This is a genomic window from Bartonella sp. CL434QHHD, from assembly GCF_042195145.1.
In the GTDB taxonomy this organism is placed as follows: Bacteria; Pseudomonadota; Alphaproteobacteria; order Rhizobiales; family Rhizobiaceae; genus Bartonella.
In genome coordinates, this window is record NZ_JBHINT010000015.1 from 50,315 (window position 1) to 68,555 (window position 18,241).

At 37.3% G+C, this 18,241-nt stretch carries 15 protein-coding genes, 1 tRNA gene and 2 pseudogenes; 15 read left to right on the forward strand and 3 right to left on the reverse strand.

Translation table 11 applies throughout. From position 1 onward, the window contains the following. The first annotated feature begins 425 nt into the window (after positions 1–425). The 7 genes from ACFILN_RS02975 (at position 426) to ACFILN_RS03005 (ending at position 8,310) form a co-directional block, all read left to right on the forward strand. Positions 426–1,172: an electron transfer flavoprotein subunit beta/FixA family protein gene (locus tag ACFILN_RS02975; protein ID WP_375663188.1), complete on the forward strand. Its 747-nt coding sequence runs from the start codon at positions 426–428 to the stop codon at positions 1,170–1,172. A 51-nt stretch (positions 1,173–1,223) separates the two neighbouring features. Beyond that, the gene (locus ACFILN_RS02980; RefSeq protein ID WP_273790718.1) at positions 1,224–2,144 is read left to right on the forward strand and encodes an electron transfer flavoprotein subunit alpha/FixB family protein; all 921 of its coding nucleotides are present in this window, start codon (positions 1,224–1,226) and stop codon (positions 2,142–2,144) included. 3 nt (positions 2,145–2,147) lie between these two features. Then, positions 2,148–3,812 (forward strand): 4Fe-4S dicluster domain-containing protein, encoded by a 1,665-nt coding sequence (locus ACFILN_RS02985; RefSeq protein WP_375664631.1) that lies wholly within the window; start codon positions 2,148–2,150, stop codon positions 3,810–3,812. Positions 3,813–5,854: 2,042 nt separating this feature from the next. Continuing rightward, entirely contained in the window at positions 5,855–6,742 is an 888-nt protein-coding gene (rsmI, locus tag ACFILN_RS02990; RefSeq protein ID WP_273790716.1) for a 16S rRNA (cytidine(1402)-2'-O)-methyltransferase, read from the forward strand. A gap of 4 nt (positions 6,743–6,746) precedes the next feature. Continuing rightward, complete coding sequence (locus ACFILN_RS02995) at positions 6,747–7,115, forward strand: YraN family protein (protein WP_375667932.1); 369 nt, start codon at positions 6,747–6,749, stop codon at positions 7,113–7,115. Between the two features lie 102 nt (positions 7,116–7,217). Beyond that, on the forward strand, positions 7,218–7,463 hold the full coding sequence (locus ACFILN_RS03000) for a hypothetical protein (RefSeq protein ID WP_273790715.1): 246 nt from the start codon (positions 7,218–7,220) through the stop codon (positions 7,461–7,463). A gap of 55 nt (positions 7,464–7,518) precedes the next feature. Then, on the forward strand, positions 7,519–8,310 hold the full coding sequence (locus tag ACFILN_RS03005; protein ID WP_273790714.1) for a pyrroline-5-carboxylate reductase: 792 nt from the start codon (positions 7,519–7,521) through the stop codon (positions 8,308–8,310). Between the two features lie 389 nt (positions 8,311–8,699). Here the strand turns inward: ACFILN_RS03005 and ACFILN_RS03010 are convergent, their stop codons facing one another. After that, positions 8,700–9,761, reverse strand: a complete 1,062-nt coding sequence (locus ACFILN_RS03010) for an Mrp/NBP35 family ATP-binding protein (RefSeq protein ID WP_375637833.1) — start codon at positions 9,759–9,761, stop codon at positions 8,700–8,702. A 576-nt stretch (positions 9,762–10,337) separates the two neighbouring features. Between ACFILN_RS03010 and rpmH the strand changes: the two genes are divergently transcribed. The 8 genes from rpmH (at position 10,338) to ACFILN_RS03050 (ending at position 17,161) form a co-directional block, all read left to right on the forward strand. Continuing rightward, complete coding sequence (rpmH, locus tag ACFILN_RS03015; protein ID WP_005864709.1) at positions 10,338–10,472, forward strand: 50S ribosomal protein L34; 135 nt, start codon at positions 10,338–10,340, stop codon at positions 10,470–10,472. A 117-nt stretch (positions 10,473–10,589) separates the two neighbouring features. Beyond that, on the forward strand, positions 10,590–10,982 hold the full coding sequence (gene rnpA / locus ACFILN_RS03020) for a ribonuclease P protein component (protein ID WP_273790712.1): 393 nt from the start codon (positions 10,590–10,592) through the stop codon (positions 10,980–10,982). Then, positions 10,972–12,810: a membrane protein insertase YidC gene (gene yidC, locus ACFILN_RS03025; protein WP_375660940.1), complete on the forward strand. Its 1,839-nt coding sequence runs from the start codon at positions 10,972–10,974 to the stop codon at positions 12,808–12,810. The genes rnpA and yidC overlap by 11 nt, the downstream gene beginning before the upstream one ends. Then, positions 12,807–13,451, forward strand: a complete 645-nt coding sequence (yihA, locus tag ACFILN_RS03030) for a ribosome biogenesis GTP-binding protein YihA/YsxC (RefSeq protein WP_273790710.1) — start codon at positions 12,807–12,809, stop codon at positions 13,449–13,451. Before yidC ends, yihA begins: the two co-directional genes overlap by 4 nt. A gap of 139 nt (positions 13,452–13,590) precedes the next feature. Next, on the forward strand, positions 13,591–14,283 hold the full coding sequence (locus tag ACFILN_RS03035; RefSeq protein ID WP_375631213.1) for a glutathione S-transferase family protein: 693 nt from the start codon (positions 13,591–13,593) through the stop codon (positions 14,281–14,283). 1,218 nt (positions 14,284–15,501) lie between these two features. Next, positions 15,502–16,314 (forward strand): 4-hydroxy-tetrahydrodipicolinate reductase, encoded by an 813-nt coding sequence (gene dapB, locus ACFILN_RS03040; protein WP_375637835.1) that lies wholly within the window; start codon positions 15,502–15,504, stop codon positions 16,312–16,314. Positions 16,315–16,342: 28 nt separating this feature from the next. After that, positions 16,343–16,963 (forward strand): 2,3-bisphosphoglycerate-dependent phosphoglycerate mutase, encoded by a 621-nt coding sequence (locus tag ACFILN_RS03045; RefSeq protein ID WP_273790707.1) that lies wholly within the window; start codon positions 16,343–16,345, stop codon positions 16,961–16,963. 113 nt (positions 16,964–17,076) lie between these two features. Continuing rightward, positions 17,077–17,161: transfer RNA gene (locus ACFILN_RS03050), tRNA-Leu, on the forward strand. Positions 17,162–17,249: 88 nt separating this feature from the next. Here the strand turns inward: ACFILN_RS03050 and ACFILN_RS03055 are convergent. Both ACFILN_RS03055 and ACFILN_RS03060 read right to left on the reverse strand, forming a co-directional pair. Beyond that, positions 17,250–17,433: pseudogene (locus tag ACFILN_RS03055) on the reverse strand (helix-turn-helix transcriptional regulator); the annotation flags it as partial. A gap of 165 nt (positions 17,434–17,598) precedes the next feature. Next, a pseudogene (locus ACFILN_RS03060) lies at positions 17,599–18,216 on the reverse strand (lambda exonuclease family protein); the annotation flags it as partial. Positions 18,217–18,241: the final 25 nt, after the last annotated feature.

Below are 18,241 nucleotides of genomic sequence, written 5' to 3' on the forward strand. Positions count from 1 at the left end.
AACTCCCAAAAACTTTTTTGTTAGAAATATTTTCCCCAATCTTTATCTAAAATATTTGAAAGAAAAATCTTTAATTTTTCTGTATTCAAGATTTGAAGAGAAAAATCATTCCCCCATTTTTATCTTTTTTACTTAATTTTTCATTGCATAAAGGACCTATTGCACCATCATAAACAAAGCATAAGAAACTAAAAAAATATTCTCACAAGACAAATTGATTTTTTTACTTTTTATTCAAGCAAATAGGGCAATTATGGCAATGCAAAAATATGAAGATTGAAAATGACGACGAGAAAGTACAAGTAAACGTAAAAAAAGCTTATATGAAAGAGAACACAAGTTATAAATTGAGACTTCATTCTAAACAATTTGGTTTCTTATGAGTATTGCTATAAACTTATGACGTACAAACAAAGAGGATCATTATGAAGATAATTGTCGCTGTCAAACGTGTTGTTGATTATAACATCAAGATACGCGTCAAACCTGATAATACAGGCGTTGATCTGTCTCACGTAAAAATGTCTATGAATCCTTTTGATGAGATAGCCGTGGAGGAGGCCATTCGCCAAAAAGAATCCGGTAAAATTTCAGAAGTTCTTCTTGTTTCAATTGGCCCAGAAGCAGCCAAAGAAACTCTACGAACAGGACTTGCAATGGGAGCTGATCGCGCACTTCTTGTCACAACGGATCAAACACTTGAACCCTTAGCAATTGCTAAGGTTCTCAAAACCATTGTTGATGAAGAAAAACCTAATATGGTCTTTTTAGGAAAACAAGCAATTGATGACGATAGCAACCAAACAGGACAAATGCTCGCTGCTCTTCTTGGGTGGGGACAAGCAACTTTTGCCTCACATCTTAACATAGAAAATGGGCATGCTACAGTTACTCGTGAAGTTGATAATGGAACACAAACCCTTTGTCTTCCCCTTCCCATGGTTATGACCGCCGATCTACGGCTCAATGAACCGCGTTACACCTCTCTCCCCAATATCATGAAAGCAAAAAAGAAAATCATTGAACAAAAATCTCTTACTGATCTTGGCGTCGATACGAAAGCACGCTTAACAATTTTAAGCGTTGAAGAGCCAAAACCCCGTCAATCCGGTATAAAAGTGGCAAATGTAGTAGAACTTGTCAGAGCCTTAAAACAGAAGAACTGCATTTAATATTCTCACCACTAGAGTAAAAGCAACACTCACATAAAAGGGCAAAAACTTATGGCAATTCTTTTATTGGCCGATCATAATACAGAAGAAACAGCAAAAGCACTCACCGCTGCACGCGTACTCAGTAATGATATCGATATTCTGGTTTGCGGAGAAAAAATTCAAACGATAGCGGAAAATAGTGCTAAACTTAATGGTGTGCGGCAAGTTCTTATTGCAAAAGCAGACTATTTAGCCCATCAACTTGCCGAGCCTATGGCAGATACAATTCTCACGTTAGCAAATGATTATGATGTGATCATGGCAGCATCCAGCAGTACTGGGAAAAATGTGATGCCGCGCGTAGCAGCTCTTCTTGATCTTATGCAAATTTCAGATATTACCGCCATTCTTTCACCCAATACCTTCAAACGACCAATTTATGCAGGCAATGCATTTGAAACTGTCCGCACCAATGATTATAAAAAGATTATAACAGTTCGCACCGCTTCTTTCACCCCAACGCCTTCCCAAAATAATTCTGCTCCCATTAAAACAATAACACCAGCTCCCAATCCAAATCTTTCTTCTTTCGTAAAAGCAGAGACAAACAAAAGTGATCGTCCTGAGCTCACCTCAGCACGTGTTATTATATCAGGCGGGCGTGGTCTTGGTTCTCAAGAGAAATTTATGGCCCTGCTTCTTCCTCTTGCAAACAAATTAAATGCTGCTTTAGGTGCCAGCCGCGCAGCAGTGGATGCAGGCTATGCTCCCAATGATTGGCAAATTGGACAAACAGGAAAAGTCGTTGCCCCTGAACTCTATATCGCCGTTGGCATTTCCGGTGCAATCCAGCATGTAGCCGGTATAATGGATGCACAAATTATTGTTGCCATTAATAAAGATGAAGAAGCTCCCATCATGCAAATTGCCGATTACACCCTTGTAGGTGATCTCCACCAAATTATTCCAGAATTGGAGAAAGCTTTATAAGCCATGAAAGCACCTCTGCATGACCAACGTGAAAGTATGGAGTTTGATATAGTCATTGTCGGAGCAGGACCTGCAGGGCTTTCTGCCGCAATTCGTTTTAAACAAATTAATCCTGAGCTTTCTGTCACAATTGTTGAAAAAGGGACCGAAGTTGGTGCACATATTCTCTCTGGCGCAGTTGTTGACCCCATTGGTATCGATACACTCTTACCAGAATGGCGAAATGATAACGACCATCCCTTCACAACCCCTGTCACACAGGACCAATTTTTTTTTCTAAAGCCTCAAAAGTCCACAGTATTTCCCAATATTTTGCACCCTAAAATCTTATCAAATAACGGATGTTATATCGTTTCGCTTGGGAGCGTCTGCCGCTGGCTAAGCAAAAAAGCTGAAGCGTTGGGTGTTGAAATCTATCCTGGTTTTGCAGCAACAGAACCCATCATCCAAAAAGATAACGGAGCTATTATTGGTGTTCTCACCGGAGATATGGGGCTTAACAAAGATGGAACCCCTGGAAAAAATTATATGCCTGGGATGGCTTTATTGGCAAAATATACTCTGATTGCGGAAGGAGCACGCGGCTCAATTGCAAAACAACTGATACAACATTTTAATCTTAGCAAAAATCGAGAACCACAAAAATTTGGTCTTGGTCTCAAAGAGCTCTGGGAAATTGCCCCCAACAAACACCAACGCGGTTTAGTACAACATTTCACTGGTTGGCCCTTAGACAATAATACCGGTGGCGGTGGCTTTATTTATCACCAAGAAAACAATATCATTTCTGTCGGTTTTGTTGTGCACTTAGATTACAAAAATCCTTACCTTTCTCCCTTTGAAGAATTTCAACGTTTTAAAACACATCCAAAACTCTATAAAATCTTTAAAGGCGCAAAACGTCTTTCCTATGGTGCACGTGTTATCAGCGAAGGAGGTTGGCAATCTGTACCAAAACTCACCTTTCCTGGTGGGGCGCTTATTGGCTGCTCTGCTGGATTTGTCAATGTTCCTCGTATCAAAGGATCACACAATGCCATCTTATCTGGCATATTAGCTGCCGATAAAATTGCTACCGCTCTTGCACAAGGGCGTGCCCATGATGAGGTTAAAGAAATCGAAGAACAATGGCGAAAAGGGCTCATTGGAAAAGATCTTTATAAAGTGCGAAATGCCAAACCGCTTTGGGCAAAATATGGGACAAAATATGGAATTAAACTTGCTGGTTTTGATATGTGGTGGCAACAACTGTTCGGATTTTCCTTATTTAAAACACTCTCCCATGGAAAGGAAGATTATGCATGCCTTGAACCAGCAGAAAAATTTCAACCCATTTCTTACCCAAAACCAGATGACGTTGTAACCTTTGATCGCCTTTCAAGTGTTGCCCTTTCCAATACGCATCATGAAGAAAATCAACCTTGTCATTTAAAAATAGCCTCATTAAAAAAACAAAAAGACTCTGAATATACGATCTATGGAGGACCCTCTACACGCTATTGTCCCGCCGCTGTCTACGAGTGGCTAGAGGATAATGATCATCTGACTTATATGATCAACGCTTCAAATTGCATACATTGTAAAACATGCGATATCAAAGATCCAAACCAAAATATCACTTGGATCTGTCCGCAAGGTAATGAGGGCCCCTTCTATCCCAATATGTAATCATTGTTCATTTTCCTAAAATTGAAATATACAAAACACATTGAATAAAAATATTTCCCAGATCAGAAATCTATCAATCACCTTCCTTCATACGTTCTTTCACAATGTAAAAAGAACTCTATTCTCATATAATATACTCTCTTCACCGCATGACTTTTTTCAATAGAAAAACATAACATATTTTTATCAAAATTTTTTTATCTAAATAACAAAACAATAATGAATATATTCTTGAAAATTCTGCAATAAAGGAAAAACCGCGGTTCTCGAAAATCTGAAAGAAAATAAGCCCGTTCTACTTTACCCCCTCTCCCACATGATCCAAAATGCTTTTAGCCATCTCATAAGAAACATCAATCGTTTTAACTAGCCAAGAGCAAAACCTACGGAGGTACACTTCAAGTTTATTTTTTCTCCTACACTTGGCAAGTAATGCTCACTCAAGAAAACCACAAACAAATGTAGAAAAAACATTGCGAGATAAAGAGATAAAGAGCATGCTTGCTCAAGCCCTTTTTATGTTTCTAATGATAATGACACGAAAAAATCTTACATTAACCTTTTATTTTTGCATTAAAGATAATCGCCTTGCATCTAACCTTTACCAATATACTGCCCTTTATCAATATACTGCAATGAATGTATGCAAATACCGTAAGAATAAGCAGATACCAAGCCATGGAGACTATCGCTATTAGCAAAACATCTGATAAAAACCAAAATAGCTTTCATAACCACTCTATGACGCGTTTTATAGAGTTGTTTGTTTATAAAGCTTGTGCTTTCGCTGTTGCTTGTAAATCAACATCCAAATTGAACATAGTGGTATATTTAAAAGAAAGATTAAGATGAATGAAAGCTCTGCACGCCGTTCCAGATTTTGTAGCTAGAGCAAAAATATTGCATATTCTATTTGAGTAATCTCTGAAACGAAAATACAGTTTCATTTAGCAAGAATATGAAACCTGAAAGGAAAAAACCTGTTTTCCTCTTTACTATCATCTGTCCATTTGGTTTTTAAACTTTCAAAAGCATCACAATATCCTCTAAAAAGAAGAGATAACGTATTGTCCCCGCTTTTATTACTTAAGTTTTTTTATAGGAGCATATCCTTCAAAAAAATAAGGTATCCAAAATTAAAGCAGACTTGTGTTGTTCAATCATGGGCTTGTTTTTAAGAGATAGCTCTCATATCAAACAATTATTTCGCGACACTATCCGAAAAAGGTATAACACACTCCTGTGAACGAACAGTTCTATATTTACGAAATAAAAAGTACAAGCTAGCAGCATCATTTTCTCTGCGATCCCCAATGATGCGATAATCTTTGCTTTGAGAAAGTTTCAAGATGCACGAAAATAATTTTGATTAATGACTATAAGAAGAGCTGAGATAATGTTACGATATTTAAAGCTCCTAATTAATAGGCAAAATAATAAATTTTCCATTACAAATCAAATCTTTAAGATAAAAATTAGCCTTAAACGTTTCCAAGGTACTCATTATACTGTTAAAGCTATAGAGAATATGAAAAAATAAAGTATTTTGCTGATAAGAGCTTATATTTAATCAATAACAATACAGTCAGCTGCCAGTTAACTGTTTGTGCTTCAAAAGAGGCTGTTTATATTTGCTCAGAAAAACAGTTTGGATATCAATAGAATATTTGAAAAATCGGCATTATGAAAATAATCTAAAAAGCTTAGCTTTTAAAAGAGCATAACCAAGCATGAGATGATAACATGGGTAAAATTGTTTTTTGGTTCTCGAAGGAAAAACTTTATAGAAAATCATGGGGCTGATAGAATATTGGTTACATTTGGAATTTGTTTTACTGGAAAAAATAATGCGGACCAAAATAGATAATAATGTTAAATTAAGACGTTAAATATGAAATTATCTTATTGTAGTGTAATCGATTATTCGAGTAAGGTAAGCCTTTGTAATGATAAAAAATGTGCTGGTAAAAAATAAGCCAAAATGGCTTATGAGTATGGATAAAAATCTTGTGGTGAGGAGAATTTAATGAAAAGAAAAGAGCATGTGTGAAAAAGCATATTTTATAGGTGCGCATGCTTATTCTGCACCCGTTATAGAATCAGGGCTTTATCTTGTGGCAACACCTATCGGAAATCTTGCAGATATTACGCTTCGTGCTTTGCAAGTGCTTGCAGGAATTGATATTTTAGCGTGTGAGGATACGCGAGTAACACGTGTTTTGTTAGAACGTTACGGTATTCAAAAAAAAACTTTTCTCTATCATGAATATAATGCGCAAAAAGCGGGTCCAAAGCTCTTAGCGGCTTTAGCAGAAAACAAAACAGTAGCACTTGTTTCAGATGCCGGAACACCACTTATTTCTGATCCCGGATTTCGATTGGTGGAAGAGGCCCGTAAAGCTGGTCATAAAATTATTCCTATTCCTGGAGCATCCGCTCTTTTAGCCGCTCTTATACCGACAGGGCTTCCTACTGATAGCTTTTTTTTTGCAGGTTTTTTGAGTGCACGAAAGCTACAACGCCGAAAACGGTTGGAACAATTAAAAGAGATTCCAGCAACTTTGATTTTTTATGAATCACCGCATCGTCTTGTTGAAACTTTACAGGATATGGTCACACTTTTTTCGGCTGATCGACCTGCTGCCATTTGTCGTGAATTAACAAAAAAGTTTGAAACAGTAGATGTTTCCAATTTGGGGAACTTGTTGGAAAATTACAGAAAACAAGCACATATTCGTGGGGAAATTGTTGTAGTTGTAGGAGAATCATCTTCTTCTTTAAATGTGATAAGTGATCAAGAAATTGATGAAATGCTACTAGAACGCGCACGGACATATTCTGCTGCTCAAGCGGCAGCTTTTGTTGCAAAAAAAACCGGTTTAAAAAAGCAGGAACTTTTTCAGCGATTAATCTTTTTAAAAAATGCATAAAATGATGCAAAAAAAACGCAGACAAAAGTCTTTTTATCGAGGGGTACGTGCAGAAAAATTGGCAGCTTGGTGGCTACGTTGCAAAGGGTTTCACATTGCCGAAAGGCGTTTTAAAACAAAATGTGGGGAAATTGATTTAATTGCACGACGCGGAAATCTTGTGTTAATCGTTGAAGTTAAAGCACGTTCAACGTTGGTTGAAGCAATGGAAGCGGTTTCCCGAATGAATGAAAGGCGAATTGAAGCAGCTGCTGATATTTGGCTCGCACGGCAAAAAGATTATGCCCTTTTGTCTGTGCGCTTTGATTTGGTTGCAATTTTACCTTGGCGTTGGCCACAGCATATCCCTGCATTTTTTACATCTGATCAATAAAAGACACCCCCCGTTTTAACCATATTCAATAAAAAACATTTCGTTTTTATGTGCATATGCGTTAAAAAGTGTGTAATAATTGAGCGCTATAAGGAGCAAAATATGGATGATTATGAAAAGTTTGCAACAGGTTTACTCATTATTTTTGGAGCGCTCATTATTGGTGGTTTAATGGCAATGCATATTGTGCTTATGAATAAACCAGGTTTTTTATTTGCATTAGCCGCAGCTGTTGTTGGTTGGTTTTCTGCTTTTGCCGTTCTCTTTGACAAGCCTAAAATCTATTTGGGCTTGATTATTCTTGCTATGTTATGTGTTGCTTCTTCAATTAGCGTTTATGTTAGTTAAAACACCTGAAATGTTGATTGAGATTCCTTTAAAAATATAAAACTGAGAAATAGAAATGAAACTTGGCTTTTTAGGAACGGGTACAATCAGTGCTTCAATGGTGAATGGCTTAATGACAAGCACCTTTGATGTTTCCTCCATTATTGTTTCGCCTCGCAATGCACAAACAGCAGAGCGCCTTTCACGCACCTATGATACGGTTATGATTGCTGAAAATAACCAAGCGTTGCTCGATATTAGTGATTGTGTTTTTCTTTGCTTGCCCAATCAAATTGCAGAAGACGTTTTGCGCTCTCTTTGTTTTCGTCCAGAACAGCTGGTTATTTCCGTACTTGCTATGGCAAAAGCAGCAGAAATAGAAGAGTGGATTAATCATAAAGTTTATCGTGCTGTTCCATTACCTTTTGTTGCAGAATGCAAAAATTTGACACCAATCTATCCCGATCATCCCTTTTTACGCACTTTATTTGATGCATTGGGGGGCACATTAGTGCTGGATAAGGAAGAGCAGTTTAATCTTTTTATGACAGCAGGTTCACTTATGGGAGTATATTTTAATTTTATAGAAACTGCCCATCAATGGTTTATAACACAAGGGTTAAAAAAACAGCAATCAGCAGAATTCCTTACTATGATGTTTGGAAATCTTACGGATGAAATGCGTAAAATTACAGCAACGGATCATTCTGCATTTCTCGATTTTGCACTGCTTGAAAAAGAGTTTTCAACAAAGGGTGGAACAAATGAATTTTTGTCAGATTACTTTTCTCATCAAGGGGGAAGGAATGCTTTAACAACCGCTCTTGAGGCTACTTTGCAAAAAATGAATGCTTCTAAAAAGACTTGACCAATATTTTTATCATCTCAATAAGAAAAAACTAAATGTTGAAGATGTATATCAAGAAAACTCACATCGAAAAATGCTTTTTTACACCTGAAAAAATACTATTTTATGAAAAAATTGATTATTAAAATATTTTTTACAACCTTTTACAATTTTTCTAAATTATTTTTATTTTCTGTCTTCTTCTTTTAGCCTCAAGTCCAATATTTTTTCTACCTCACGGCTCCAACTCTTCAATTTGTGTCCCCTTCAGGTTATCCAAACGCATGAATAATTTTTTATTTATTTAACCTAATATACTCCATTCTCACATTAAAACTTCCCCTTACAAAGAAGAAACTATTTTTATGTCTTTCATGATTGTGTTTTAATAAACTCTCTTAAAAAAACATTCAAAAGAGTTGATTTTTTATTTGATCAACAATTTTACGATATAGTTTAGCATGCTCTTCACTAGGCTTAGCAACAAAAATAGGGACCCCCTCATCTGAAGAAAATCTTAAAGCCGCATCAAGCGGTATTTCCGCTAAGAAAGGGACTTCTCGACGTTCCGCTTCTGCCCGTGCACCACCATAGCCAAAAATATCATAGCGTTTTCCTGTATCAGGAGCGATAAAATAACTCATATTCTCAATGAGTCCTAAAATAGGAACATTGACTTTCATGAACATTTCTATTGCTTTACGCGCATCCACTAAAGCAAGATCTTGGGGCGTAGAGACAACCAACGCACCTGTTAATTGTACCTGTTGAGCAAGCGTTAATTGTGCATCCCCTGTACCGGGCGGCATATCAACGACTAAAATGTCCAGAGGGCCCCATACAACATCTCGTAACAATTGCGTTACAGCTGCCATAACCATAGGACCACGCCATACTACCGGCTTTTCTTCCTCAACCAAAAATCCCATCGACATCAATTTAAGTCCGAATTTTTCAAGAGGTTGAATCTTTTTTTCTCCAATAAGCTGTGGTTTTTGATTAACAAGTCCTGTCAAACGTGGCAACGAAGGACCATAAATATCAGCATCCATCACCCCCGTCTTGAAACCAGAATCTTGTAAAGCTAAGGCGATATTTACTGCCATCGTAGATTTTCCTACCCCTCCTTTTCCAGAAGCAACAGCAATCACATGCCGCACACCTTCTATGGGCATTTTGATCGGTAAGAGATTTGCTCTCCGTCTAGGTACTGCCTTTGTTGTTTTTTCTGCTGTAAGTGTGACAACAACAGATTTCACTCCTTCCAAGGCACATACCATCTTTTCAGCAGAACGACGCAATGATTCCCATTCTTGCACACCTCCATCAGGAACTGTAATAGAAAAGAAAACCTTACCATCAGCAATCAATATTTCTGAAAGAAGACCCAACGACACAATATCGCTTTCAAGATCTGGTCCTTTGATTGTACGTAATACGTTGCGGACAGCTTCACTTGTGATAGGATCCACGTTCTTTCCTCTCTATAAAAATACCAGCAAATACAAGCATAAGAACAAAAAATACTTACAGGCTTATCACCTGATAATTTTCTACTTTACTCAGCATTATAAAGTATACATTACTTATATCTTACTCTCTTTAAAAATATGAAATCATCCTTAAATAAAGAAGCTCAAACATAAAATCTGATATAAATCCTATTAATCATGTTTGTGCTACAACCACTTTAATGAATATTCTGATAAAAATTTTGTAAAAAAAACTCTTAATATTAAAGGATATTTTAAATTGAGCATACAGTAATCAGTCGCACTTTCTTTAATTCTTTAACGCCCTAGCCATTTACGTTCTGTAGATTCAATTGTTATTTTCTAACACTCTTACAGTATTGTAAAAAAGTGTCACAGACAGTTATAAGGTGTTTTGTATTCTTTCAAGAGAGAGAAAAACAATCTAAGATTGACTTTTTTTATATTTTTCCTTATGGGTTAACAGCCGTATGATAGGATAAAATTATCCCTCTCGCGCATAACTGCTCATAAAACGAAGATTAAGAAGGGCCGCACTCCGCGGTATTTAAATAAATGAAACGTACTTACCAACCCTCTAAACTTGTCCGTAAACGCCGCCATGGGTTTCGTGCACGCATGGCTACAGCTGGAGGACGTAAAGTTATTGCTGCAAGACGTGCTCGTGGACGTAAGCGGCTCTCTGCCTAACCATTTAAATTTTCACAACCGTTGAGAATTGCTCATCATTTCTTCGTTGTGAAACTTTCATTATGAACCTCTAATGCCTGCTTGCAGGCATTTAGTGAAATTGCGAAATGTTCTTTTATGAAGAAAAAACATCCCTGCCGTATTCGCAAAAGAGCAGATTTTTTGGCTGCCCGTACAGGAGAAAAACGACGTGGTCCTTTATTTTTGCTCGAAGTTAAATCTCGTGAACAAACAACAGAAAGAAAAGATTCTCTTTTTGCACGTGTAGGCTTCACTGTTACTCGTAAAAACGGTAATGCTGTGAAACGTAATCGTATTAAAAGGCGCTTGCGTGAAGCCGTGAGAGTTGGTGTAACAAACCACATGGAAGCAGGAACAGATTATGTCATTGTAGCGTACCGTGATGTGTTACATGCGCCTTTTACATCCTTGATTAGTGAATTAAATCGGCGAATAAAACCAAAAATAAAACATCAGCAACAACAACAAGGGTGTACGGATGGAATATAACCGCAATTTCTTTATCGCTATTGGCTTATCTTTCGTAGTGCTCATCGCATGGCAATTTCTTCATGTTGCTCCCAAACAAGCAAAGTTACAAAAACAACATGTCATCACACAGCAATTGTCAAAACAACAATCAGCCCTTTCTACTACCACGACGGATTTTTCTGACGATACCTCAACGCATCAAGCAACATCTATCATCGAACAGCCAATGACACCTGAAATCCGGAAAGCTGTATTGGCCAAAACAGAGCGTATTGCGATCCAAACCAATGAACTGGAAGGCTCTATTAATCTTGTTGGTGCACAATTTGATGATCTTCACCTCAAAAAATATCGTTTAACAGTCGATAAAAAATCACCGGAAATCGATTTGCTAAACCCTAAAGGTTTCAAAACGACCTACCTTGCTGAATTTGGTTTTGCAAGTGCGTCTTTGCCAGCAAAAGCCTTGCCACAATCGGATACAAAATGGCAAGTAGAGGGAAACAATACAATCCTGACTCCTTCAACACCTATCACTTTAATTTATAATAATGGACAGGGACAAATCTTCCGACGGACCCTTTCTGTTGATGATCATTTCATGTTTACCATTGAGGATTCTATCAGCAATGAAAGTGATCAACCAATACATCTCTCGTCCTATGCCCGCGTTGCACGTGCTGCACCACCAGAACATACAAATGCAACCTATTTACTTCATGAAGGTATGATAGGTATTGCTGGAGATTCGCTCAAAACTGAAAAATATAAAACCTTAGCAGAGCTTGACCCAAATCCTGATAATGGGCAAAAGAGCGTGACTTTTTCCAAAGTAACAGGAGGTTGGATTGGTATTACCGATAAATATTGGGCTGTAGCAGTTATTCCCCCGCAAAATAAAGAATATACAAGCCGTTTTATTTATTTTGATCGTTTGCAAACACATTATCAGTCTGACTTGCTAGGGTCGCTTTTAACGATTGCCCCAAATGAAACAAAAACTGTTACAAATCGTCTTTTTGCTGGTGCAAAACAAGTTGAAATTATTAATAGTTATCAAAATGACCTAAAAATCAAAAAGTTTGCTCTTTTAATTGATTGGGGCTGGTTTGATTTCATCACCAAACCAATGTTTTCCCTCATTGATATTCTTTATAAACAAACAGGGAATTTTGGTATCGCCATCCTTCTTGTCACAGTGCTCTTAAAAACTCTTCTTTTCCCTTTAGCCAATAAATCTTATAAATCTATGGCACGCATGAAGCTTTTACAACCGCGGTTGCTAGAAATAAAAGAAAAGTATCCCGATGACCAAACCAAACAACAAAAGGCAATAATAGAACTATATAAAACCGAAAAAATAAATCCCCTTGCAGGCTGTTGGCCGATGTTGGTTCAATTCCCAATATTCTTTGCTCTTTATAAAGTTCTCTATATCACCATTGAAATGCGCCATGCCCCTTTCTTTGGCTGGATTAAAGATTTAGCGGCACCCGATCCAACTTCTCTTTTTAACTTGTTTGGTCTCTTGCCATATACAACGCCAACATTTCTTATGATTGGTGCATGGCCTTTGATTATGGGAATAACGATGTTTTTACAAATGCGTATGAATCCCGCTCCTCAAGACCAAACCCAAGCGATGATATTCACATGGATGCCTGTTGTCTTTACTTTTATGCTCGCCTCTTTCCCTGTTGGTCTCGTCATCTATTGGGCATGGAACAATATATTATCAATCATTCAGCAAGGTATCATGATGAAGCGCCAAGGAGTTAAAATTGAGCTTTTTGATAATTTAAAAGCCATCTGGAGAAGATCACCCAAAAAAGAAGTGCATGAATGACAAGAGATTCTTCCCTTTCTGGAATTTTTTCTCGCAATTGGATTTTTATTCGTGGTGTACCAGCAATACGCTTTCTCCCCCCCGAAGGACCACCAGAAATTGCATTTGCAGGACGTTCCAATGTTGGAAAATCATCTTTAATCAACGCACTCGTTCAACAAAAAAGCTTAGCACGTACCTCAAATACACCAGGACGGACTCAAGAGCTTAATTATTTTGTCCCCGATGGCTTCAGTGGGCAACTAGGAGACCTTCCCCCTCTAGCATTAGTAGATATGCCTGGTTATGGTTTTGCTGCTGCTCCTAAAAATCTTGTTGATGAGTGGAAAAATTTGATTTTTAGCTATTTACGGGGGCGCACAACGTTAAAACGTGTATATATCTTGATTGATTCACGGCACGGAATCAAAAATAATGATGAAGATGTTCTTGCTCTCCTTGATAAAGCAGCCGTTTCTTATCAAATTGTTTTGACAAAAAGCGATAAAATCAAATCAAATGCCTTGGAAAAATTAATTATGAGCACACAAACAAAGCTTCTTAAACGCCCAGCAGCTTATCCTGAGCTTCTTGTAACCTCTTCAGAAAAAGCTATCGGTTTAGAAGAATTACGTGCTGCCATTTTGCAAACCATCGCATAAGAGAACAATTCCTAGTCATTAACAATTTATTAATTATAATTACTAGCAGCTACTAATGATCTTGTACTTCTAGTCAAGCATCTTTATAAAAATGATTACTTGAAAGAATTCTCTTCAACTCTATTTGATAGTGTAAATTATGCTGACACTTTTTCACTCTCCCCTATCCGCTGCCTCGCGCTTCATACGCCTCATTCTTGGGGAATATGGTGTAACCACTCAACTGATTGAAGAATATGAATGGGCAAGAAGACACGAATTTCTAGCCCTCAATCCCGCTGGTCATGTTCCTGTTTTTCTCGATGAACACGAGGTTCCATTATCAGGTCCTCTTGTTATCTGCGAATATTTAGACGAAACACATGGAAGTTTACGACAAGAAAATAAGCTCTTTCCGGAAAATCCTTTAGATCGTGCGGAAGTACGCCGTCTCAATGACTGGTTCTTAAATAAATTCGAAAATGAAGCAACGCGCCATATCGTACGAGAACGAATCCATAAACGTGAAATGCCACTTGCCATTGGCGGTGGTGCCCCTAATTCACAAATTTTACGCAATGCACGTGCCAATATTTTACCACATATGAACTATCTCAATTGGCTCTGTGCCTCTCGCGATAGCTTAGTCGGTTCTGCCTTGTCCTATGCAGATCTAGCAGCAGCAGCCTCTATTTCTGTACTTGACTTTCTAGGGGAAATTGACTGGGAACAATCTCCTGCTGCCAAAGACTGGTATATGAGAATAAAATCACGCCCTTCTTTTCGTTCTCTTTTAACAGATCGCATCCGCGGAATTGTTGCAAGTGCTCACTATGCAGATCTTGATTTCTAGCCTTCTCTCACAAACAAAAATAAAAGTGATATTTTATCTAAAGGATATTTATAGGTTTATGAATTTTTATGCATGCGTATAAACGATATAATGATTTATAATCGTATTCAACAGGGAATAAGACCCATTATAATTGAATCAAAAAAAATACTTTCTTATCGTGTCACAAAAAAAGATTAGCACAGGAATAAAAAATATTTAAGAAAGCATTTTAACGACTCTCTTTAAATACAAGAGCTGTAGCATCATTAGAAGCTAGGCAAATAAAATAACAATATTTAACGCATGTTATCCTCAAGTCTCCCCAATATATGAAAAAACGCATTGCATAACATATATACTATTTGCTCTATAATAAAAAAATCCTCATCATGCGTTTTTACAACATAACAATTTTTTAAACTGACTTTCCTAAAAGATGAAGAATCCGACCAACTCTCGTGTGTAAACAATCCAACTTCTTGTTAGCCCCTTGTTTTTATCCCCTTTTTACGTGATTTTATTTATGGGTAACATATTGATATACAATGATAAATAATCGTTTTTTTTACTTTAATCATCAATTCCAAATACCTTTTTCTCATTACCTTCATCACATTTAAAACAATCAAAATCGCTTTCTTATGCGTCACAAATGGAATTGGTAAATGAAAGAATATTAAAGAAAAGAATGAAAATGCCTAAGTGCCAAGAATTATTAAAACATTAAAGGCTAACAAAACGTGATAATGCTAATTTTCTCTATTTATGAAGCATAAAGATAGTGGCGCAGAATAGATGTTATATTATTCATGGATACTCTCTCGTGATACCACTCACGAGCACTATCATAAAATAAGTTTAGAAGAATTGATAAATATTTCTTTAAGAAAAGCGCATGAATTAACCACATAGGTGTATTTTGTTTTGGAGATCTTGTTTTGCATGAAGAACGCTCCCCCCTTAAAGAACGAAAGAAACAAAAGCGTAAAGTAATACACAATCTCCTTTAGGTGACATAAGCAAACCTTACTTAGGAATATTCATCACACACTCTAACGAAAAACATCTCTATTTAAATTTGCAGATCTTATATCACTTGCTCTAAACAACAGTATTCTACAGCACAACAAGATAAATTAAAGCAGGAAAAAAATTTTTCTATAAAGAAAAAGAACCATTGGAAAGAAGGCAAGAATTTGCCTATACTGCACAGTAAAGTATTATAAGGAGATAAAAATGCGCCTTACAGTTGTTGGTGCAAATGGAAGAATGGGACGTGAACTCATTACAACAATCCAGCAGAGGAGAGATGTAGAACTTTGTGCTGTTCTTGTACGCAAAGGCTCACCGTTTGTAGGAAAAGATGCCAGTGCCTTAATTGGTTCAGATTCTCTTGGGATTGGTATCACTGACGATCCCGAAAATGCCTTTTCTAATACAGAAGGTATTTTAGATTTTTCACAACCAGAAGCCAGTATTCTTTATGCTAACTACGCTGCTCAAAAAAGCCTTGTCCATATTATTGGCACCACAGGATTTAGCAAAACAGAAGAAGAAAAAATTGCAGATTTTGCGAAATATACAACAATTGTCAAATCCGGAAATATGAGCCTTGGAATAAATCTTTTAGCCAACCTTGTAAAGAAAGCCGCTAAAGCATTAGAAGCCGATGATTTTGATATCGAAGTTTATGAAATGCATCATGCTAACAAAGTTGACGCCCCTTCTGGAACAGCCCTTCTTCTTGGCCAAGCAGCAGCTGAAGGGCGCAATGTTATGCTTAAAAATGTGCGTGTCAACGAACGCAATGGTCATATAGGTAAACGCAAAAAAGGCACCATTGGCTTTTCCTGTTCACGTGGTGGGACAGTTGTTGGAGAACACAGTGTCATTTTTGCCGGCTCCAATGAGCGCATTGTTCTTTCACATACAGCGCAAGAACGCTCTATCTTTGCCAATGGCGCATTAAAAGCAGCTTTATGGGCACAAAATCATGAAAGCGGTCTTTATTCAATGTTCGATGTTTTGGGATTGAACGATGAATTTTAAACAATCAATAGAATAGAGGCAATGCATAATGGGACGCATACTTACACTAATTCGTCATGGACAAAGTGAATGGAATCTCAAAAACCTTTTTACCGGTTGGAAAGATCCTGATTTAACAGAAAAAGGTCATGCCGAAGCGATAGCAGCAGGAAAAAAACTGAAAGAATATGGTTTGAAGTTTGATATCGCTTATACATCAGCCTTACAGCGTGCTCAAAAAACCGCTCAGCACATTTTAGAGCAAATGGGACAATCAGATTTAGAAGTGATAAAAAATCCTGCATTAAATGAACGTAATTATGGTGATCTTTCTGGTTTAAATAAAGATGAAGTACGCCAACAATGGGGGCAAGAGCAAGTGCAAATGTGGCGCCGCTCCTACACAATTGCACCCCCGAATGGAGAAAGCCTACGCGACACCGGTGCACGCATCTGGCCTTATTATCTTTACCATATCCAGCCTCATATTTTGCGCTCCCAAACTGTTTTAATCGCAGCGCATGGAAATTCTCTTCGTGCTCTTATTATGGCACTTGAAGGTCTCTCCGGTGAGGAAATTATATCTCAAGAATTAGCGACCGGTATTCCTATTATTTACACATTTAATCCGGATTCAACAATTTTATCAAAGAAAGTCCTCACACCTTAAACTTCTAAAATCATGATCTCCCCAAAAATTCAATTCAATCGTTTTAAGCTGAAAAAATAAATTCTATAATTTTATTGACAGAATTGCGTCATGCGCTTAGATGAATTTTATGAGCCCAGATGGCGGAATTGGTAGACGCGCAGGTTTCAGGTACCTGTGCCGTAAGGCGTGGAGGTTCGAGTCCTCTTTTGGGCACCATTTTGTATCTTTAATATATTGAAATATATAGATTTTTTTCTTTAAATAGCCATTTTTAGACCACCTTCTACAGTTTATATAATTTTATCTAATTTGTTCTTATTTGCTCCTTATTTTTCTTTGGAGTGAAGGTTAAGATCTCTTTCTTTTCTCCACCTCACTGCTCTCCCTAGCTTATATGGCTCCGAGAAACACCCCCTTGGAAGCACCAAATTGCGAATCGTTGTTGTGGATACACTAAAAAGCTGTACACACTCACGTGTCGTTACATAATAATTATATTCTTAAAATAATATAAGAACTTTATCTTATATTATTTTAAAATTCCCATCTATCTCCATCATCAAATATCATCTCATTACCTTTCTCTTTTTTATATTAATTAAATGGGTGGGGATGCTTAGGAAAGAGGAGAAGGAGAGAGCACCCCCATAGGTTTAAGCGGCTTTTGTCAAAATCTTTTGCATCTCTTGTTCTATTTCCCCTAAAAAGATTTCGACCGCTTTATTAATCTCTTCAATGTGTTTCTCATCACGGAGAATGCGTTTTATTTTCATTCTCAAACCAGTAGATTTGCCTACAAAGTTTGGATTATAGCTCATGAAATCACACCACTTTCGTCCAGTGCATGCCATTTGGAATTGCAGTTGTGCGTGATATTCTGGTTTGATTTCGTCATACATAAAAAAACGCAAATGCGTGGTTGATTGTGGACATTTGACTTCGATTAAACCGTCCTCTCCAATCAACCCATCAGGACTAGCCCCCGCCATTTCCATTTTGGGGTGGGGGATAAACCCGCATCTTGTGACATTGGTGTCATAAATGAATTCATATTCTCTTAAGGCATTCTCTTCATGTTCAATGCCCCATTGCATAGCAGGTGTTGTATAAGATTGACTTATTTCCTCTATTAAGCGTTCTGTCATGAGTTTCGTTTTGTAGTCTTCATATTTGCTTGTAGGCAAACCTTTTGCTGTCTTACTGAGTACGTTGTAGACATTAGATGCGGTGACTTTCCCTAACCTTGCTTGAAAACATTCTGCTGTTCTTTGTCCATCTCACACCGCCGTTTGTTGC

Coding starts and splice junctions, on each gene's coding strand:
- ACFILN_RS03005 (WP_273790714.1), top strand. CDS start 7,519: ATGAAACTTGGCTTTTTAGGAACGGGTACAATCAGTGCTTCAATGGTG.
- yihA (WP_273790710.1), top strand. CDS start 12,807: ATGACAAGAGATTCTTCCCTTTCTGGAATTTTTTCTCGCAATTGGATT.
- rnpA (WP_273790712.1), top strand. CDS start 10,590: ATGAAGAAAAAACATCCCTGCCGTATTCGCAAAAGAGCAGATTTTTTG.
- rsmI (WP_273790716.1), top strand. CDS start 5,855: ATGTGTGAAAAAGCATATTTTATAGGTGCGCATGCTTATTCTGCACCC.
- yidC (WP_375660940.1), top strand. CDS start 10,972: ATGGAATATAACCGCAATTTCTTTATCGCTATTGGCTTATCTTTCGTA.
- ACFILN_RS03035 (WP_375631213.1), top strand. CDS start 13,591: ATGCTGACACTTTTTCACTCTCCCCTATCCGCTGCCTCGCGCTTCATA.
- dapB (WP_375637835.1), top strand. CDS start 15,502: ATGCGCCTTACAGTTGTTGGTGCAAATGGAAGAATGGGACGTGAACTC.
- ACFILN_RS03045 (WP_273790707.1), top strand. CDS start 16,343: ATGGGACGCATACTTACACTAATTCGTCATGGACAAAGTGAATGGAAT.
- ACFILN_RS02995 (WP_375667932.1), top strand. CDS start 6,747: ATGCAAAAAAAACGCAGACAAAAGTCTTTTTATCGAGGGGTACGTGCA.
- ACFILN_RS02985 (WP_375664631.1), top strand. CDS start 2,148: ATGAAAGCACCTCTGCATGACCAACGTGAAAGTATGGAGTTTGATATA.
- ACFILN_RS02980 (WP_273790718.1), top strand. CDS start 1,224: ATGGCAATTCTTTTATTGGCCGATCATAATACAGAAGAAACAGCAAAA.
- ACFILN_RS03000 (WP_273790715.1), top strand. CDS start 7,218: ATGGATGATTATGAAAAGTTTGCAACAGGTTTACTCATTATTTTTGGA.
- rpmH (WP_005864709.1), top strand. CDS start 10,338: ATGAAACGTACTTACCAACCCTCTAAACTTGTCCGTAAACGCCGCCAT.
- ACFILN_RS02975 (WP_375663188.1), top strand. CDS start 426: ATGAAGATAATTGTCGCTGTCAAACGTGTTGTTGATTATAACATCAAG.